The sequence below is a fragment of the Candidatus Pantoea multigeneris genome (assembly GCF_011752615.1).
GTDB classification, from domain to species: Bacteria; Pseudomonadota; Gammaproteobacteria; order Enterobacterales; family Enterobacteriaceae; genus Pantoea; species Pantoea multigeneris.
Genome location: NZ_VWXF01000020.1, coordinates 1 through 13,297 on the forward strand (window position 1 = coordinate 1; position 13,297 = coordinate 13,297).

Consider the following 13,297-nt stretch of genomic DNA (forward strand, 5'->3'; position numbering starts at 1 on the left):
CGACGAAGTCTGCCTCGTTGGGTGCTATCACGGAGAAAGGCAACGGCCTGTATGAAGTCACCCTGACGACGGGCACACGCTCAAGCCTCGCGGTGATTACAGCCTCTCTGGACGACGTGAGGTTGCCGCTGGCCAGCGTTAAACAGATTGCGGACCGAGCGTCAGCGAGCCTTAACAAAGGAGAGCTGACGCTGGTTAATACCGCCCCGGTAGTGGCGAACGGTAAGAGTGAGGCGCAGGCCAGTGCGCGCGTGCTGGATGGCAATAACAACCCGGTGCCGGGCGTTGCGGTGACGTTCACACTGGGCGGTTCGGCACGGCCTATAGGCGCGCTGGTGGTAAAAACCGACAGCAAGGGGATCGCGCTGCTGAAATTTACCAACACCGTGGCCGAAAAGGTGACAGTGACCGGCAAAGTGGGCAGCGGCACGCCTCAGAGCGTGGAGGCGACCTTTATCGCGGAGAGTTCGTCAGCGAGCCTGAACAAGGGTGACCTGAAGCTGGTTAATACCGGCCCGGTAGTGGCGAACGGCACGAGTCAGGCGCAGGCCAGTGCGCGCGTGCTGGATGGTAATAACAACCCGGTGGCGGGCGTTGATGTGACGTTCACGCTGAACGGCGCGGCGAAGCCTGTAGGGGGTACGCTGGTGGTAAAAACCGACAGCAAGGGCATCGCCCTGCTGAAATTTACCAACACCGTGGCCGAGAAGGTGACAGTGACCGGCAAAGTGGGCAGCGGCACCCCTCAGAGCGTGGAGGCGACCTTTATCGTGGACAGATCGTCAGCGAACCTGAACAAGGGAGAGCTGAAGCTGGTTAATACTGCCCCGGGAGTGGCGAACGGTAAGAGCGAGGTGCAGACAAGTGCGCGCGTGCTGGATGGCAATAACAACCCGGTGCCAGACATGGACGTGACGTTCACGCTGGGCGGTTCGGCGCGGCCCGTGGGCGGTGCGCTGGTGGTAAAAACCGACAGCAAGGGCATCGCTCTGCTGAAATTTACCAACACCGTGGCAGAAAAGGTGAAAGTGACCGGCAAAGTGGGCAGCGGCACGCCTCAGAGCGTGGAGGCGACCTTTATCGGTGATAAAGCCACTGCACAGATTGCTGCTAAAGATATCAAACCTTCGAAGTCTGCGTTCAATGCTTATGGCTCAGATAGTGTGGTATATACCGTGATAGTTAAGGATGCATTAGGCCATCCAGTTCCCAACCTTGAAGTTAAATGGTCAGATAATCCTTTTGGAACTACCCTGACAGAGCAGACACGAACCAATAGTAGAGGGGAAGCTACAGTTAAGATGGCATCTCGTTTCTCTGGGGAGGCAAAGTCAAATAGTGCAATAATCTATGTTGCAATCGAGGGAAGTCAGAAAAAAATAGCGGCACCACCGGTCGTTATGAAACGGTTTACTTTGAAATATCCGGGAAATTTAAATGCAAGTGCGTTTCAGTCACATTTTAAAAACACTGATGATATATCCATTGTAACTTTGAACGAAACACGTAATCTTTATCCGCCTCAGGCTAATCAAGTCAAAAAGGGAGTGGCGATAAGAGTGACGGCTCAGGGACTTGCTGGTACTTATGTTCATGCAAATGGAAAACAGTATTTCATAAAATATAATACAGGGCACTTTGTCTCTGATGGTAAATCCTGGATATATAAAAACACAGGTCCAATAGATTAACCTGCTACCACTCATTAGCTATGATATAGAATATGAACAGGGATGTTAACGTATCTTTTCACTTTTGCTTTTAGCAGTAAAACACAAACATGTAGTGAGTAATTAGAGGGGCTAATTTTTTACAACTTGTGAAAAATGCCGCACATTTGTGCGGCATTCGTAAAGTATGAACTGCTAATTTACGGCCTCGTCTCCGACAAAGAAACAGCCATCAAATCATCACCAAGGTCAGGTGAGTGTGCTGCCCCTCCGGCAGAAATCACCCTATACGACTTGCCCGTTTTCGGGAAAGTATTTGCCAGCGGGAGGCCATTGGCCGCCCTGATACTTAACTCTCTTTCACCTTTTCGGCAAACTTCTTGCGCAGCTTTTGCAGCTTCGGTGGGATCACCGCCAGGCAGAAACCATTACGCTGACCGGCACCAGCCCAGTAATCCTGATGATAGTCTTCCGCCGGATACCACTCTTTCAGTGGCTCAATGGTGGTGACGACTGGATCGCTGTGATCGGCCTGCGCGCGTTCAATCGCGGCGATCGCTTCCGCATTCTGTTCTTTATTCGCCGGGAAGATAGCAGAGCGATACTGAGTACCAATATCGTTGCCCTGACGGTTCAACTGGGTTGGATCGTGCGTAGCAAAGCTAATATCCAGCAGATCGCCATAGCTTACCTGCTCAGGATCGAAGCCCACGCGAATCGCTTCCGCATGGCCGGTGGCACCGCTGCACACCTGCTCATAAGTTGGGTTGGGGCGCGCACCACCGGTGTAGCCACTTTCAACGCTCTCAACGCCTTTAATATCTTTAAACACGGCTTCTACACACCAGAAACAACCACCGGCGATGACTGCGTATTCATTTGCCATAATAACCACCTCATTGCGGACTAAGGGCTGGAGAATGGGGGTATCCGACGCCTCTTTCAACCCATAAGATCAACATTTCCGGTCAAAAGTTTTTGCTACCTTTATTACGGGGCGGAGACAAGATGCTGGATCGGGCTGTGAAGCGCAGTAGTAAGTGTAGAAGCTTCAGGTTATTTATTGTTTACAGCACACAGATTGAAGACGCGGGGCAGGGCAATGCGGTGTAAATGGCTAATCACGCTAGTGATGTGGAGTTCGGTGTTACTGGCGGCTGAACCGTTGGTGCCGCCACCGGGTTACTTTGCGCCGGTTCATCAGCAACACCCGTCTCCCTTCACCTGCCCAGCGTTTCCCATGCCCTATACCGGCGCTCTGCGTTTTACCAGCAAATATCAGGGCTCCGACGCGGCCCGAGCCACGCTTAACCTGACAGCGGAGCAAGATTTTCGCCAGCAGACCCAGAGCATTACCCGACTGGAACAACTCACCAGCCAGTTAACCACGCGCTTTATGCGTTCGGGCAACGCGCAGACGTTAAATTGCCTGCTGACGGGATTAAACCAGTGGGCTCAGGCGGATGCTCTCAGCAGCTTGCAAACCAACTATATGGGACGCTCTGAGCGTAAATGGGCACTTGCCACCTTATCGTCAAACTGGCTGCGGCTGCGATTCTCCTCATCACATCCGTTGGCTGGGCACATCACCCAGCAGCAGCAAATTGACGCGTGGCTCGGCAGGCTGGCAGATTTAGTGGTGCAAGACTGGGGATCGCTACCTTTACAGCGTATCAATAACCACAGCTACTGGGCTGCCTGGGCGGTAATGAGCAGTGCTGTGGTGACGAATCGACGGGATCTGTTTGAGTGGGCGACAGGCCGCTGGCAAATCGCCGCCAGCCAGACAGATGCACAGGGGATGCTGCCTAACGAACTCCGACGCAGGCAGCGTGCGCTCTCTTACCACAACTATGCGCTAGAACCCCTCGTGATGATTGCCCGCTTTGCCGCCGCGAATCAGGTGCGCTTACCTCTGCGACCGTTGCGCCAGTTAAGTCAGAACGTGATAGATGGGATACAAAATGCTACCCCCTTCCAGAAAGCCAGTGGGTATGCACAATTACCCCTCAGGCTGCCGCAGGACGTTGTCTGGCTATTACCTTATTGCACTTTGCTCCCGTGCACGGATCAACAGCGTCACTGGTTGGATGCTGCGGCCTTACAGCAGAACCGGCGGCTGGGCGGCGATCTGGGTGCACTCTATTTACACGAGCAGAAAAATGAGAATGTACACCGTAATGAGTAAAATGCAGGCGCTGGGGTATCCATTTGCATTGTGAGGTATTTAAACGCGGTAGATTCGCGAGGTTGCCTGGAAAATAAGCTTGCTGAATCGATATTTCAGTCTGGAAAAACCAAGGTTATTCTTATTTCCTCATGCGGCACTTTACGGTGATATCCCAGTATTATCCTAAGCGAAGTCAGTGAAAATTAATTTTCAGTAAATAATCATGTGAAAAACTTTCACTTAATTATCGGGAGATGCGGGGTAAAACTGCCATTTCCAGAGACCTTGCAGATAAATATAAGCCAGGGTTCTGCCAGATAATTGCGTCGTGCAGTCTGCTCAATGGCGTTTAATCACGTTAAATCACGTCATATCCCGACAGAATTTTCTGGCGCTGCCTGCTTTGTAGACAATGTATTCACTTCTGCCTCTACCCCTGCCTGTGACTGATCTTGCCTGCTTTTTCACCACTTTATCTCTGATCGATGACAAGCAGATTACATTATGGTTTTTAAAGTAATTTCACGCAGTTATTAGATTAATCTTAAAACCCCATAAACTGAAAGTGGTAAGAAAATTCTGTAAAGTAGCTGCGTCAATTTTGCAGAAAATATATAAAAACGCTATATAAGAACTATCTTATTGATTGAAATGGGTTTTGTGATTTTCAGTAACAACTAGTTACATATTACGCTTTTTTCAGTATGTTCATACATGTTAAAAAAAACCTACTTTCCTTGCTGTGTGAGTTAAGCATGATTTAACTAAATCATTCCGGTTACGTTAAGAGAATCAGTAAGCTTTATGGGTTACGCCTTCGCAGGCGTGAAGGGCAACTCATTGCCATTTTTGCCCAGGTACTGCCGTATTTTTAACCTGAGCGGTAACACTGACTGAAGAGATACATCTTCGGAAATGAACTTTTTCACCATTGATGGGTGAGGGATGCGTTTGCGAAAAAATCAAGGCGCCATCAATTTTATGGGTGGTTTTGATATTTTTCACAGCGAATTATCTTCCCCGATTAATAAAGGATTATGGAGCGGTGCCGCCAGGTTCACGCGCTCTGCCAACACGCAGTTATCTGTCAGGTAGTTACTGTTGCTGAACGTCAACCCAATGAAGGAGTTAAGGATGAATATTATCTCAGGCTTTAATGTCACCCTTAGAATGTGGAAACCTGAAGACGTTGCTGGTTATATGGCGATGGCGGCGAATCAGGAGGTAATGAAGTATATCTCCAATGGTGAGGCACGGACTCAGGATGTGATCGAGCGGGAAATTGAACGTTTTCGTGCTTCACAACAGATGTTTGGCTTCTCTCGCTGGGCCGCGACCAACGGCGAAGAAAAGCACTTTATGGGCTTTGCCGGTTTTGAGAAAAAAGAGTACGGCATCAACTTCGGTATGCGTTATGACACCCAGTGGTGGGGCACGCCGTTCCCGTTCATCTCTGGTCATCTGGCCTTAACGCACGCCTTCGATGAGCTGGGTCTGGATGAGGTCTACACCCTGACCAACGTGAAAAATGCTAAAGCCATCAACATGAACATGAAGTACCTCCAGTTGAAAACCCTGAAAGATGACGTGCTAAATACTGAATTTGGTCCGCATCAGCGCATTATTTATACCAAAGCTCTTTTTGAATCTGTTCGCGAATCGAACGAAGCGAAAATTGAAAAGCTCCTGGATTACAAACGATTTGCCGTTAGCAGTAAAGATTAAGGGTTGGTTTGAATGAAGCAAGATGATATTACCTGGATTTGCGACCAACCCTTGTTCTCAGGGGAAAGTCGCAAACCCATTTTGTGGGCACTGTGGTTGCCATTTGGCATTATTGTTGGTTTGCTGAGAATTTTAGCGCTTGTTATTTACTCGTTTGTTATGCAGGCATTTCCGACCCGTGTGAAGAAAAGAGGTTATCGTATTTTTCTGCGGATGATCGGGATCAACGTGCGCGTCAATATGACGCCAGAACAAGTAGGGCAACATACCGATGGCTGTGTGGTGGCGTCGAATCACATCAGCGTGTTCGATCACTTCACGGCTTTAGGCATGCCTTATGCCACGCTGATGGTAGACAGCGTTGGTGGTGTGGCGGGAAAAATCAGCGGATTCCTGCTGTTTAAGGGATCGGGCGCGAGCTATTGGCTGGTGGCCGATCTGAAACAGATGATGGCGAAGTTTCGCGAATGGAAAAAGTCCCCTTCGGGTACGGCGCTGTATGTCACCCCAGAAGCGACGATCAACAATGGACGTGGTTTGTACCGTTTCCGCCCCGATTTCCTGGTCCGTGGACGCCCGGTAGTGCCCGTGGCCATCTCGATTCATTTGCCGTTTGGCCTCTCTGCTCATCCTTTCTATGGCAATGGCGTGATGCGCTTTATTCGCTTATTGATAAGCCCAACTATCCGTTTTGATATGCACTATCTTCCGGCTATTCCGGGCTATGAATCTGCCGCGAAATCCGGTGGTCAGCAAGAGTACGCGGATCGTGTCCAGCAGGCGATTGCAACACAGCTGGCTATCCCGGCGACGCATTTCACCCGTGAAGACAAATATGCCTATCGCGATGGGAGTAAAGCCTAATGGATGTCATTTTTGATTTTGACTTTACCCTGATTCCCGAAGAAAGCACGGTAGAGGTATTAAAAATCGCGCTGGAGGAGGACCCACAGCGCGAGCAGATCATGCAGCAGTTGGCGGATATTGCACCCAGAACCCTGATTGGCAAAGCCAGTGCAGGGGAATATCTCTTTATGTTGAAAATGGCACGTCGCGTCACGCGTTCGCATATTGATACCTATGTAGAACGCAACAAAGATCGCTTACTGCCCGCTTTCCGCACCCTGTTTGAAGACCTGAGACGTGCCGGGGCCAATATTCTGATTATTTCCGGCGGTTATGAAGAGTGGATCAAACCGATTGCGGCAATATGGGGCATTCCGCCAGAAAACGTGGTGGGTAACCGTTTTCTCTGGTGGGGCAACCGCGTGATCGGGCTGCGTCCTTCGCCACTCTGGTCATCGAAGAAGAGCAAAACCGCGATCGTCGGGGCACTGCGGCGGCAAAACAAGATCACCACGCCTGCGATGATCGTGGGAGATGGTTCGGCCGATCGCAGCGTATGGCATAACGGTGCGGTGCGCTGGTTTGTCATCGCTGAATATTACAACAATGACAACCTACAGGATGGTGATTACTGCTATCGTGCAGCCACGCCCGAGCAGATGTGCAAAAGCGTCATGCAGATTGTGAATCAGCCTGAGTGGGAAGCGCAGCCGGAACTCAGCCGCGTGTAATCCCTCTGCGATCCCCTGACTCAGCGGGATCGCAGAGAAATAAATTTCCTTAATTACCAACCGCTTTACAAAATCCCGGCGATCGTGGCCTTGATCATCCCCCTTAATTGCGATTACTGTATTTATATACAGCTATTTTCAAGGCCCATACCGATGGAGATTTATCGTCCAGCTGACAGCGCGACTTTTTTTGCGCTGCCGCTGTTTATCAGCCGCGTACCCTGTGGCTTTCCCTCACCGGCTCAGGATTATATTGAGCAGCGTATTGATCTGAATGATCTGCTGGTGAGTCATCCCAGTGCCACCTACTTTATTAAAGTCAGTGGTGATTCAATGATTGAAGCGGGAATCAGTGCAGGTGACATGCTGGTGGTAGATAGCTCGCTTAATGCCGAACATGGTGATACGGTAGTGGCCGCCTTAGGGGGGGAGTTTACGGTTAAACAGCTGATGCTGCGGCCTTATCTGCACTTGAAACCGATGAATGCCGCTCATGCGATTATCCGCATCTCTGATAGCGACCAGTTTGAAATTTTTGGCGTTGTACGGCATGTCATTAAAACGCTGAAGAGGTAAAATTGGCTCTGGTTTATGTCATACATGGATGCCCACGAGAGTGAAAAACAGCATGTACAATTCTTACAGCCAGCGTGTTCATTTCTATTACTGCGTGCTGGTCGCCGTGAAAATGAATAACAAAAAAAATGCGTCTGCGAACGTCCGGGGAAAAAATAACTTCCTGATGAAATGGTTACGCAATGCGCAGAATAACAACCTCTTTCACTCTGATATCAATAGTGAAATCGAGTGGTTGCGCAAAAAGATTATCACCTCCGGGCCAGACGCCGATCTGGAACCGATGCTGCAGTACGTGTATGAAACCTCACAGCGGGCCAGCACCATGAAGCAGGCTGCACAGCAAGGCGGCTAGTTCGCCACTGCCTCTGGCTCTCCCGTATCAGTCAGGGGAGAGCACACCCGCCGCCTGTTTTTCTTTCATCATCACTTCGCTTTTCTTGCTCGCCTAATTATACTGTTTTTATATACAGTATTTTTTTGGTGATCCTATGTACGCACTGGTTGATGTGAACGCTTTTTATGCGAGCTGTGAGACGGTGTTTCGCCCCGATTTACGCGGCCAGCCGATTGTGGTGCTGTCAAACAACGATGGCTGCATTATCTCGCTGAGTCGTGAGGCAAAAGCACTGGGCCTGAAAATGGGAGCCCCTTATTTTAAGCAGCGTGAAGCATTGATGCAGCACAAGGTGGTGGTGTTCTCCTCCAACTATGCACTGTATGGTGACATGTCACGACGAGTGATGGAGACTTTGACGCTGATCGCGCCACGCGTCGATGAGTATTCCATTGATGAGGCCTTTATTGATGCCAGCGGCATCAGTGGCTGTATGCCGCTGCAACAGTTTGGCTGCGAGATCCGCGACAGGATTTATAAAGAAACACATCTGCGCGTTGGCGTGGGCATTGCGCCAACCAAGACGCTTGCCAAGCTGGCGAACTGGGCCGCGAAGCGCTGGACCAAAGCGGACAATGTGATGGACCTTTCAGCACCACTGCGGCAACGCAAACTGATGCAGTTGGTCAGCGTGGAGGAGGTGTGGGGTGTCGGGCGCCGCCTGTCAAAAAAACTGCAACTGATGGGTATTCATACTGCGTTGGATCTGGCCGATACGCCGACCGCGCTGATAAGAAAAAATTTCGGTGTGGTGCTGGAGCGTACCGTGCGTGAACTGCGCGGCGAGCCTTGCCTCGCATTTGATGAAACCATTCCTGACCGACAAAATATTCTTTGCTCACGCTCGTTTGGTGAGCGTGTTACCGACTACCAGGCGATGCGTGAAGCGGTGGCCAGTTATGCCGCGCGCGCGGCGGAAAAACTGCGAAGTGAACGTCAGTATTGCCGCTATATCGGCGCATTTATCCGTACCAGCCCGCACGATCCACACCATCCTTACTATGCCAACTCCGCCAGCCAACAACTCATGACCCCTTCAAACGATACGCGTGACATTACTCGTGCGGCGCTGGGTGCGCTGGATTGCATCTGGCGCGATGGCCCACGTTATATGAAAGCCGGCGTGATGCTGGGGGATTTCTTCAGCCAGGGTGTCGCGCAGCTGAATCTGTTTGACGACTTTACACCGCAGGCTAATAGCGATGCGTTGATGGCGGTGATCGATCGTATTAATCATCAGGGCCACAGCAAATTGTGGTTTGCCGGGCAAGGGATTGAAAAGCCCTGGTCAATGAAGCGAGAAATGTTATCGCCTGCTTATACGACGCGCGTGAAGGATTTACCGGTTGCAGGATGAAGAAGAATATAAGTTGGTTTATCAATTCATTGATTAAATGACCTCTGTTGGTAAATGTTTTTACAGTCCTCGATTTTAATTCGGGTAATAGATAATGACGCTTGCAGATAAGTGAAGGTTGAACGGATTTTTTCCGCAAGCATATAAAAGAATAGTCTTGGTTAGATAAGAAAATAGGCTCAGAAGGACGTTGATCAGGACAGAACCTGTATTTTTGCTCTTTTAGCAAATCAAGAATGCTCCGGTTGCGCGTGTTGCAATTAACCGGAATAAAAATATGTCTACCTCTCATAATACGCACTCCACCGGGCGTTACTCTGCCCGGATGCGTCGTTTTGCGCTGTTACAGGCTGCTTTACAGGCCAGCGTGGCGCTGACGCCGGCATGGGCTATCACTGCCGTTGCGCAGCAGACGCCGGCCCCCTCAGAACTGCACGACTACCTGAACCCGGCTGCACAGCTGGTGCAGTCAGGCAACGTTGAAGGCTTTGCGGCACAGCAGGCATCGGGTATGGCGTCTCAGCAGCTTCAACAGTGGCTACAGAACTTCGGCACCGCCCGGGTTGAGTTCGGGATTAACAGCAAATTTGCGCCTCAAACCAGCTCGGTTGACCTGTTGTTTCCCCTGTATGACAGTCCCGAACGTCTGTTCTTTACCCAGAACGGTATCCGCCTGAACGATGGGCAGGCCACCGGTAACTTTGGCCTGGGCCAGCGTCACTTTATTGATGACTGGATGGTCGGCTATAACGCCTTTTATGACGAGAACTTCAGCCAGGGTCACAAGCGTTTTGGTATTGGGCTGGAGACCTGGCGTGACTACCTTAAGCTCAGCGCTAACGGCTACATGCGCATTTCGGACTGGAAAAATGCCGACAATGTGACCGACTATCAGGCCCGGCCTGCCAACGGGTTTGATCTGCGGGCCGAAGGCTGGCTGGTGGATTACCCTTCGTTGAGCGCCCGCCTGATGTATGAGCAGTACTATGGCAGCGAAGTGGCGTTGTTCGGCAAGGATAAGCGGCAAAAAAATCCGATGGCGGTGACCGCTGGCCTGAGCTGGACGCCCGTGCCCATGTTCTCCCTGTCAGCGGATCACAAAGCGGGGGGCAACCAGAACGAGAGCCTGTTTGGTCTGCAGATGAACTGGCAGTTTGGTCGCTCGCTGGAATCGCAGCTGGACCCGGATCAGGTGAACCTGGGCGCGACGCTGGCAGGTAACGGCATGGATCTGGTGAACCGTAACAACAATATTGTGCTGGAGTACCGTAAACAGGAGCTGACCAGGCTCAGCCTGTATGCCATTGAGGGTGCGGGCATGGCGATAAAACAGATAGATTACCAGCATGACAGCAAGTACGGCCTGAAGGAGATTATCTGGAATGATGCTGCGATTGTGGCAGCAGGTGGGAAGGTCATCGATGAAGGTAATGGCCGATATGCCCTTACGTTACCCCCGTTTAAACCAGGGGAGGGTAACAGCTATACCCTGAGCGGGGTAGCCGTTGACCCGCGTGGTAACCGGTCAGCAGCTGCTACTACCACTATCATGGTTGGGCGTACTGACGTAAATGTTGTGAACAGCAGAGTGACGGCCGATAACAGCACGTTGGTTGCTGATGGAAAATCCACCACCCTAATTGGTATATTCCTGGTGGATGCGGATAATTTACCGATAGAGGGCGCACTGAAGAGACTGAAAGTGTTCGTGCGTGAAGATGCACTGCCAGAGACAGGCAAGGCCAGTACCGCCCAGTCTACAGCATCTCCGGGCGGGAATAAGTCCGCCAGCGTGGGTGATATCACGGAGAAAGGCAAAGGTCTGTATGAAGTCATCCTGACGATGGGCACGCGCTCAAGCCTCGCGGTGATTACAGCCTCTTTTGACGACGTGGTGTTACCGCTGGCCAGCGTTAAACAGATTGCGGATGTTGGCAGCCTGACGCCGGGCAATTCTACTCTGGAATCAAACGTGACGAGGATTATTGCAGATGGCAATGACAAGGCTGTAATTACCTTCACACTGCGAGATATAAACAAAAATCCGGTAGCAGGCCAGAGCGTTAGCTTTAGAAGTTCTCAGCCAGATTCCTTCATTAATAACACTGTGGATAAAGGCAATGGTACTTACACGGCTGAAATAACAGGCTTACAGGTCGGTGAAACGACTGTTACGGTACTTGTTAATGGTGCCAACTTTGATGTTGCGAGTGCGAAAGTGACACTGACTCCTGGCGCTGGTGATATCAGTAAATCAACATTAGCGGTTACACCAGCATCGATTATGGCTAACGGGGTAGCAGAGAGCACTCTGACGCTTACGCTGAAGGACGGCAACAGTCATCCGATTGATAATGTGAACGTCACTTTCCACACAGGCCTGACGGGCACATCAATCGGAACCGTGACGAATGAAAAGGGCGTTTACAGCGCAAAGCTGAAGGGAACCACCGAGGGCCAGGCGACGATTAGCGTAAAAATCGACAATGCTGACTTTGCGGTACAAAACAGAACCGTGACCCTGACAGCGGATGATGGTGCTACCTGGCCTGAGTATGAATTTTCCGGGAATATGTATTTCACCGAAGCGATCTTAAAAGCAGCCCTGGCAACGACAGACAGATTGCGTATCAGGACATCCAATAGCCAGCGAGCTGAGTTTATTGACTTGCCTCCAGCCAGCGGTCAGGCGGGTAAACGCATCAGGATTGATCGTAACTCTGCGAGTATGGTCCTCTTAAGGTACGATGGACAAAGATACTCTATGCGCAATTCGGAGAGAATCATTATGACTTCCAATGGCAGTAACTGGGTGAAAAGCGGATTGCCGTAACCTCATCTACCCTCGGATAACCTCTTACAACCCCGCGATCCAGCGGGGTTTCTTTTTTTGGCATCCGCTTGATGACTTTACATCGTAGGCTAATAGCGATGCGTTGATGGCAGTGATTGATCGTATTAATCACCAGGGCCACAGTAAATCATGGTTTGCCGGGCAGAGGATTGAAAAGCCCTGGTCAATGAAGCGAGATATGTTATCGCCTGCTTATACGACGCGCGTGAAGGATTTGCCGGTTGCAGGATAAGGATGAGGGTGAATATAATTTCATTAATTAAGTCATCTATTGGTAAATATTTTCACAGATCTGGTTTTCTCTTTTTTAATAATATGGGTTGATGCTTGAGGGTGAATTAAAATTGAGGTTGGTTTTTATGGGGTAATATAAAAGAATAGTCTGGGTTAGGTGGTTAAATGGAATGACAAGGAAGCTGATCAGGACAACGCCTGCATCTTTGCTTTTTAAGTAAATTAAGAATGCTCCGGTTGCGCGTGTGGCAATTAACCGGAATAAAAAATATGTCTACTTCTCATAATACATACTCCACCGGGCGCTACTCTGCCCGGATGCGTCGTTTTGCGCTGTTACAGGCCGCTTTACAGGTTAGCGTGGCGCTGACGCCGGCATGGGCCATCACGGCCGTTGCACAGCAGACTCCGGCCCCTTCAGAACTTCACGACTACCTGAACCCGGCTGCACAGCTGGCGCAGTCCGGCAACTTTGGCGGCTTTGCGGCGCAGCAGGCGTCGGGTATGGCGTCTCAGCAGCTTCAACAGTGGCTACAAAACTTCGGTACCGCCCGGGTTGAATTTGGCATTAACAGCAAGTTTGCGCCGCAAACCGGCTCGGTTGACCTGCTGTTGCCCCTGTACGACAGTCCCGATCGTCTGTTCTTTACCCAGAACGGTATCCGCCTGAACGATGGGCAGGCCACCGGTAACTTTGGCCTGGGCCAGCGTCACTTTATTGATGACTGGATGGTCGG

Annotated in this window: 12 protein-coding genes and 1 pseudogene; 11 read left to right on the forward strand and 2 right to left on the reverse strand. The window is 50.6% G+C overall.

Features of this window, described 5'->3' with window-relative positions:
* Positions 1–1,691: Ig-like domain-containing protein (locus F3J40_RS24380; RefSeq protein WP_205297515.1), on the forward strand; the 1,691-nt coding region annotated here is incomplete at its 5' end.
* Between the two features lie 328 nt (positions 1,692–2,019).
* Here the strand turns inward: F3J40_RS24380 and msrA are convergent.
* Positions 2,020–2,556 carry a peptide-methionine (S)-S-oxide reductase MsrA gene (gene msrA, locus F3J40_RS24385; protein ID WP_167018717.1) on the reverse strand — a complete coding sequence of 179 codons (537 nt, stop codon included), beginning with the start codon at positions 2,554–2,556 and terminating at the stop codon, positions 2,020–2,022.
* A gap of 216 nt (positions 2,557–2,772) precedes the next feature.
* Between msrA and F3J40_RS24390 the strand changes: the two genes are divergently transcribed.
* The gene (locus tag F3J40_RS24390; protein WP_240155598.1) at positions 2,773–3,858 is read left to right on the forward strand and encodes a mannuronate-specific alginate lyase; all 1,086 of its coding nucleotides are present in this window, start codon (positions 2,773–2,775) and stop codon (positions 3,856–3,858) included.
* An 819-nt stretch (positions 3,859–4,677) separates the two neighbouring features.
* On the opposite strand, the gene F3J40_RS24395 is transcribed toward F3J40_RS24390, so the two are convergent.
* Positions 4,678–4,845, reverse strand: coding sequence for a hypothetical protein (locus tag F3J40_RS24395; protein WP_167018719.1), 168 nt, complete (start codon positions 4,843–4,845; stop codon positions 4,678–4,680).
* A gap of 129 nt (positions 4,846–4,974) precedes the next feature.
* Between F3J40_RS24395 and F3J40_RS24400 the strand changes: the two genes are divergently transcribed.
* From F3J40_RS24400 to F3J40_RS24440, 9 genes and pseudogenes are all read left to right on the forward strand, one after another.
* Positions 4,975–5,565, forward strand: coding sequence for a GNAT family N-acetyltransferase (locus F3J40_RS24400; RefSeq protein WP_167018721.1), 591 nt, complete (start codon positions 4,975–4,977; stop codon positions 5,563–5,565).
* Positions 5,566–5,577: 12 nt separating this feature from the next.
* A complete protein-coding gene (locus F3J40_RS24405) occupies positions 5,578–6,429 on the forward strand; it encodes a lysophospholipid acyltransferase family protein (protein WP_167018723.1) in 852 nt (283 codons plus the stop codon).
* On the forward strand, positions 6,429–7,142 hold the full coding sequence (locus tag F3J40_RS24410) for an HAD family hydrolase (protein ID WP_167018725.1): 714 nt from the start codon (positions 6,429–6,431) through the stop codon (positions 7,140–7,142). Before F3J40_RS24405 ends, F3J40_RS24410 begins: the two co-directional genes overlap by 1 nt.
* 153 nt (positions 7,143–7,295) lie before the next feature.
* Complete coding sequence (gene umuD, locus F3J40_RS24415) at positions 7,296–7,718, forward strand: translesion error-prone DNA polymerase V autoproteolytic subunit (protein ID WP_017346563.1); 423 nt, start codon at positions 7,296–7,298, stop codon at positions 7,716–7,718.
* Between the two features lie 52 nt (positions 7,719–7,770).
* Complete coding sequence (locus F3J40_RS24420; protein WP_167018727.1) at positions 7,771–8,073, forward strand: DUF2913 family protein; 303 nt, start codon at positions 7,771–7,773, stop codon at positions 8,071–8,073.
* Between the two features lie 136 nt (positions 8,074–8,209).
* Entirely contained in the window at positions 8,210–9,472 is a 1,263-nt protein-coding gene (gene umuC, locus F3J40_RS24425; protein ID WP_167018736.1) for a translesion error-prone DNA polymerase V subunit UmuC, read from the forward strand.
* Positions 9,473–9,749: 277 nt separating this feature from the next.
* A complete protein-coding gene (locus F3J40_RS24430) occupies positions 9,750–12,305 on the forward strand; it encodes an inverse autotransporter beta domain-containing protein (protein WP_167018738.1) in 2,556 nt (851 codons plus the stop codon).
* An 88-nt stretch (positions 12,306–12,393) separates the two neighbouring features.
* Positions 12,394–12,558: pseudogene (locus tag F3J40_RS24435) on the forward strand (DUF4113 domain-containing protein); the annotation flags it as partial.
* A 272-nt stretch (positions 12,559–12,830) separates the two neighbouring features.
* Positions 12,831–13,297, forward strand: a 467-nt coding sequence (locus F3J40_RS24440) for an inverse autotransporter beta domain-containing protein (RefSeq protein WP_205297516.1), incomplete at its 3' end; no start/stop codon positions are given.

What these genes read in the sequence shown, in the direction of transcription:
- F3J40_RS24405 (WP_167018723.1), top strand. Translation starts at nt 5,578, where the DNA reads ATGAAGCAAGATGATATTACCTGGATTTGCGACCAACCCTTGTTCTCA.
- umuD (WP_017346563.1), top strand. Translation starts at nt 7,296, where the DNA reads ATGGAGATTTATCGTCCAGCTGACAGCGCGACTTTTTTTGCGCTGCCG.
- F3J40_RS24400 (WP_167018721.1), top strand. Translation starts at nt 4,975, where the DNA reads ATGAATATTATCTCAGGCTTTAATGTCACCCTTAGAATGTGGAAACCT.
- umuC (WP_167018736.1), top strand. Translation starts at nt 8,210, where the DNA reads ATGTACGCACTGGTTGATGTGAACGCTTTTTATGCGAGCTGTGAGACG.
- msrA (WP_167018717.1), bottom strand. Translation starts at nt 2,556, where the DNA reads ATGGCAAATGAATACGCAGTCATCGCCGGTGGTTGTTTCTGGTGTGTA.
- F3J40_RS24430 (WP_167018738.1), top strand. Translation starts at nt 9,750, where the DNA reads ATGTCTACCTCTCATAATACGCACTCCACCGGGCGTTACTCTGCCCGG.
- F3J40_RS24410 (WP_167018725.1), top strand. Translation starts at nt 6,429, where the DNA reads ATGGATGTCATTTTTGATTTTGACTTTACCCTGATTCCCGAAGAAAGC.
- F3J40_RS24390 (WP_240155598.1), top strand. Translation starts at nt 2,773, where the DNA reads ATGCGGTGTAAATGGCTAATCACGCTAGTGATGTGGAGTTCGGTGTTA.
- F3J40_RS24420 (WP_167018727.1), top strand. Translation starts at nt 7,771, where the DNA reads ATGTACAATTCTTACAGCCAGCGTGTTCATTTCTATTACTGCGTGCTG.